The sequence below is a fragment of the Spirillospora sp. NPDC049652 genome, from assembly GCF_040675125.1.
Lineage (GTDB): Bacteria > Actinomycetota > Actinomycetes > Streptosporangiales > Streptosporangiaceae > Spirillospora.
The window spans coordinates 1-4,914 of sequence record NZ_JBFAOF010000540.1 but is presented as its reverse complement, the minus strand read 5'-3'; the positions used below and the strand labels follow the sequence as shown (position 1 = coordinate 4,914).

General features: G+C 72.1%; 6 protein-coding genes. All 6 read right to left on the bottom strand.

What is annotated here, in order from left to right; all coding sequences use genetic code 11:
• The coding region (locus tag AB0J52_RS27290; RefSeq protein ID WP_500185191.1) for a hypothetical protein at positions 1–355 on the bottom strand (355 nt) is incomplete at its 3' end.
• Between the two features lie 266 nt (positions 356–621).
• A complete protein-coding gene (locus AB0J52_RS27285; protein ID WP_500185190.1) occupies positions 622–951 on the bottom strand; it encodes a hypothetical protein in 330 nt (109 codons plus the stop codon).
• A gap of 51 nt (positions 952–1,002) precedes the next feature.
• Positions 1,003–1,956: a TIGR03557 family F420-dependent LLM class oxidoreductase gene (locus AB0J52_RS27280; protein WP_500185188.1), complete on the bottom strand. Its 954-nt coding sequence runs from the start codon at positions 1,954–1,956 to the stop codon at positions 1,003–1,005.
• 53 nt (positions 1,957–2,009) lie between these two features.
• Positions 2,010–3,734, bottom strand: a complete 1,725-nt coding sequence (locus AB0J52_RS27275; RefSeq protein ID WP_500185187.1) for a complex I subunit 5 family protein — start codon at positions 3,732–3,734, stop codon at positions 2,010–2,012.
• Between the two features lie 76 nt (positions 3,735–3,810).
• A complete protein-coding gene (locus tag AB0J52_RS27270) occupies positions 3,811–4,179 on the bottom strand; it encodes a sodium:proton antiporter (protein ID WP_500185186.1) in 369 nt (122 codons plus the stop codon).
• The coding region (locus AB0J52_RS27265; RefSeq protein ID WP_500185183.1) for an MnhB domain-containing protein at positions 4,176–4,914 on the bottom strand (739 nt) is incomplete at its 5' end. The genes AB0J52_RS27270 and AB0J52_RS27265, both read right to left, overlap by 4 nt.

The following is a 4,914-nucleotide window of genomic DNA, read 5'->3' as shown; positions in this document are numbered from 1 at the left end:
GGCCAATCTGGATCAGGCGGTCGGGTTCGGATGGGTCGTAGTAGGCGCTGAAGGGGTGCCGGGCGAGCGCGGCGCCGCCCTTGACCGCGCCGGCGGCCTTCCCGGCGCTCTTGACGCCCTTGGCGTCCTTCACGTTCTTGATGTTCTTCACGCCCTTCGCGTCCTTGACGTTCTTGGCGTTCCTGGCCTTCTTCGCGGTAGCGCCCGCGGTCTTGCCGGTCTTGCCGGTCGACTCGGAGACCTTGTCCCCCGCGCCGGACTTCGCCGCGGACGTGCGCTTCTTGGTGGCGGACGCGGTCCGCTTCGCGGACGCTCCGGCCCGCGTCGCCGTGTCCTTGCCGGAAGCCGAAGCCATTACTTTGCACCCTCTCTGACGAATCAACGGTTTCACCGTTCGCCGTGGTGATGCGAGATACCCAACTGGAGGCATCCAAACGCGAGATCGCCGTTTACCCTGCTCGGAGTCCGCACTTCGGCCCGTCCGCAATGACGTCCGGACGCGCGAGAACGGGCGGATGCGGAAGCGCGGACGGCAGGATGCGCGCGCAAAAGTCGCGCGCACGCGAACGGCCGGACGCGGTATCCGCGTCCGGCCGGTTCCGTCTCGTTGCCCGCGCGGGGCTAACGGTTGCTGAGCGCCTTCTGGAGCTCGGCCTTCGTCATGGACGAACGGCCCTTGATATTGCGCCGCTTGGCCTCGTGGTACAGCTGCTCCTTCGTCCTGCCCTTGGTGCGGGAGGTGCCGGAGCGCTGGCCGCCGCGCCGGCTCGGTGACATGTCCTGCGTCGAGGACTTGCTGGCGGTGGCCGATTCGCCGTGCTGCGCGCGCTCCTTGTTCACGGTGCGGGCGGCCATCTCCTTGGCCCGGCCGGTCGACGCGCCGCGCTTCTTCGCCGAGTCCTTGATGTGCTCGTACTGGCGCTCACGCTTGTTTCCCCATGCCTTGGGCATGCTGTCTCCTTTTCCTCGAAGTGGACGTCCGGGCGTGGTGAAGGTCATGAATCACAGGGCGCGCACGCGTGGCAGCACTTCGCGTTCGTAGAAGTCGAAGAAGCCCTTCTGGTCCGGTCCGATCTGCGAGATGTACACCTCGTCGAAACCGGCGTCCACGTACTGCTGGATCGCCTTCACGTGGACCTCCGGATCGGGACCGCACGGGTTCGGCAGCTCCTCCGGTTCGATCAGCGAGGTCACCTCCTCGAAGTGCGCGGGCAGCGGCAGCAGCTGGGCCGCCTGGCCGGGCAGGGCGTCGGTGCGCCAGAGCCGGTGCGCCAGCTCGCGGGCCTCCGCCTCGTCCGGCCCCCAGCACGCCTTCACCCCGCCCTGCACGGGCTTGCTCCCGCCGCCGTTCTCGCGGAACCTCCGCACGTGCTCCGCGTTCGGCTGGACGGTCATGAAGCCGTCGCCGATCCGGGCGGCGAGGTCGATCGCCTTCGGGCCGAAGCCGGAGACGTAGATGGGCGGGGGCGTGTCCGGCAGCGAGTAGAGGCGCGCCGTGTCGACGGTGTAGTGCCGTCCGCGGTGGCTGACCTGGTGGCCGGTGAACAGCTTCCGGATCACCTCCACGGCCTCCTCCAGCATCTCCAGGCGCACGGCCGCGTGCGGCCAGTGGTCCCCGAGGATGTGCTCGTTGAGCGCCTCGCCGGACCCGACGCCGAACCGGAACCGTCCGCCGGTCAGGATCTGCGCGGTGGCGGCGGCCTGCGCCATGACGGCCGGGTGGATCCGCACGGTGGGGCAGGTGACAGCGGTGGTGACGGGCAGGTCGCACGCCTGCGCGACGGCGCCGATCACGGCCCAGACGAAGCCGCTCTCGCCCTGGGCCTCCAGCCACGGATGGAAGTGGTCGGAGATCCACAGGGCGTCGAAACCGGCCCGTTCGGCCAGGACGGCCTGTTCGACCAGGGCGTTCGGCCGATGCTCTTCTGAGGCCAGAAAGTAACCGAAACGCGTCATGCTCGTCCCATTCCCGTTTCGGGCGGCCTAAACAACTTCCGGGGATCCGTCCGTCAGACCAGGAGGATCAGCGCGACGACCAGCGTGCCCGCCGCCGCGAGGGCCGCGTAGTCGTTCACCGAGCCGTTGTGCAGGGCGGCCAGCCGGCGCAGCGGCGGGGCCTGGACCACCCGGCCGCTCAGGCGGGCCAGGACCAGCCCGGCGACCAGGCAGCCCGCCGTGACCAGCAGCGTGACGGGGTCGAGGTAGGACAGGTGGACGTCCGCCGGGGCGATGCGGACCGGCCGCCCGCGCGCGGCGGCGGCGTAAAGATCTCCGTGGACGAGGGCGGCCGCTGCCGGTCTCATGACGCGGTTCACGACCGGCTCCGACAGGACGCCGAGCGCGACGCAGCACGCCGCGAGGGCGAAGAACCCGGTCACCATGCCCGGCCGGGGCCGCTCGGACAGGTCCGGCGCGGGCTTGCGCCCGAAGAAGGCGAGCCACGAGGCGCGGGCCAGCGCGGCGATCGTGACCGCCTGCGCGAGAGCCAGCAGCACGGCCGGGACGGTCTGGTGCGTCTCCTCCAGCCCGTGGTGGATCAGCGCCAGCGACGCGTACCCGTTCAGCGGCGGCACGCCCGCGATGGACGCGACGCCGACCAGGAAGGCGACGGCGACCACCGGCATGCGCCGCGCGAGGCCGCCCATGTCGGACAGGTCGGTCAGGCCCGTCCGGTGCACGATCGCCCCGGCGCAGAGGAACAGCAGCGACTTGAAGAGGGCGTGGTTGAGCAGGTGGTAGACGGCCCCGGCGGCACCGTACGGGGTGGCGGCCGCGAGCCCGACGGTGATGACGCCCATCTGCGAGACGGTGTCGTAGGCGAGCAGCCGCTTCAGGTCGTTCTGGCGCAGCGCGAGGACGGCCCCGAGCAGCGCGGAGACGAGCCCGAGCACCATCAGCAGGCCCATGAGCGGCACGTGCGACGGCGCGAACACCTGGTAGGCCAGCCGCGCCAGGACGACCACGCCGAGGTTCACCATCAGCCCGGAGAACAGCGCGGAGACCGGGCCGGGCGCGGCGGTGTGGGCGTCCGGGAGCCAGGTGTGGAACGGGACCAGGCCCGCCTTGGTCGCGTACCCGGCGACGAGCAGCGTCAGGGCGACCAGATCGGCGACGCCCGTGGCCCTGCCGAGCGAGTCGTGCAGGAGGCCGAGGTTCAGCACGCCGTGCCGGGTGTAGAGCAGCCCGGTGCCGATGAACACGCCGAAACTCGCGATCGTGGTCAGCACCAGGATCTTGAACGCGGCCTCCAGCGCGATCGGCCGCTCCAGGAAGAAGCCGGTCAGCCCGTAGGACGACAGGGCCGCGACCTCGAACCAGACGAACAGGTTGAACAGGTCGGCGGTCAGGGCGGTGCCGATCAGCGCGGCCAGCAGGAGCAGGCACAGGGCGGCGTAGCCGCCGAGCTCGCGCTTTCCGAGGCCGCCGAGCTCCGACAGCGTGTACAGCAGCAGGATCGCGCCGACCAGGGCGGTGACCAGCGCGAACAGCGTGCCGAGCGGGTCGGCGGTGAAGGCGATCGCGATGACGCCCGCCTGCCCGCCGATCCGGTGCGTGATCGGGCGGCCGTCCAGGACGTCCGGCAGCGCGCGCAGCAGGATCGCGGCGGTGCCCGCCAGCGCGGCGAGCCCGGCGAGCAGCGGGAGCCGCCGGTCCAGGCGGGCCAGCAGCGGCGCGAGCGCGGCGGCCGACAGCGGCAGGACGACCGCGAGCGGCAGCAGCGCGGCCGTGCTCACCGGCGGCTCCCCGGCCTCGGCCCCTGGCCCGCCTCCGGCGACCGGCCCCGCGCCCGGCGCGTAATGGCGTGGGCGGTCATCCGCGTAGCGCCCGGACGCGGTCGGCGTCCAGGGTCCGGTAGTGCTGGGCGACCCGGACGACGACCGACAGGAAGACCGCGGTGACGGCCACGCCGATGACGATGGCGGTGAGGCAGAAGTTCTGCAGCACCGGGTCGGCGACGTTCCCGTGCGCGAGCTGCTCGGGCCGCTTGCCCTGCGGCGAGTCGAGCAGGACGGGCGCGGTGGACCCGGCCCGGTACGCGAGCGAGATCATCAGCAGGTAGGTGGAGGACTCCATCAGCGACAGGCCCATGACGATCCGGACGAGGTTCCGGCGGGTCAGCACGGTGTGCAGGCCCACGCAGAACAGGACCGCCGCCGCCAGGTAGTTCACCGCTATCACGAGGACTCCTTCTCGTCCGGGGTCCAGTCGTGCCGGGCGGTGAGCAGCGCCTGGACGGCCAGCAGGATGCCGGTGCCGACCTCGACGAACTCGGCGACCGAGAACGGCTGGACGATGCCGCCCGACGCGGGCGTCTCCGGCGCCGCGTGCGGGATCCAGTCGGCTCCGACCGAGCCCTTGGACGCGAGCCCGAGCAGCAGGATCAGGATGATCGCGAGCGCCCCGGCCAGCTCGGCGGTCTCCAGCGGCGGGCTGCCGAACGGCCGGGTGCCGTACGCCGCGTAGATCATCAGGACGATCCCGGCGAGCACGGCCCCGGCCGGGAACCCGCCGCCGGGCGCGTACCCCCACGCGACCAGGTAGCACCCGGCCGCGAACAGCAGCGGCGCGACGGCGCGGACGCCGGTCCGGACGACGACGGTCATCGGCGTCCCGGCGTTCCGCTCGGCGCGTTCGGCGCGGCGGGCGGCGCGCTCCCCGACGTCCGTGGACTCGCCCGGGTCCTCCTCGGCCTGCTCGCGGCGGCCGGCGACCTCCTCCCCCATCGGCCCGGTCCGCGGTTCGCGCGGGCGGGTCAGGACGATCACGCTGATCACCGCGGCGAGCAGCAGGAACGTCTCGCCGAAGGTGTCGAACCCGCGGGTTCCGTAGACGACCTCGTTGACCGGCTCGGTCAGGTCCCACTCCGGCAGCGCGACGTCCAGCGCGTGGCGGGCCATGGCGGGCAGCGGCGCG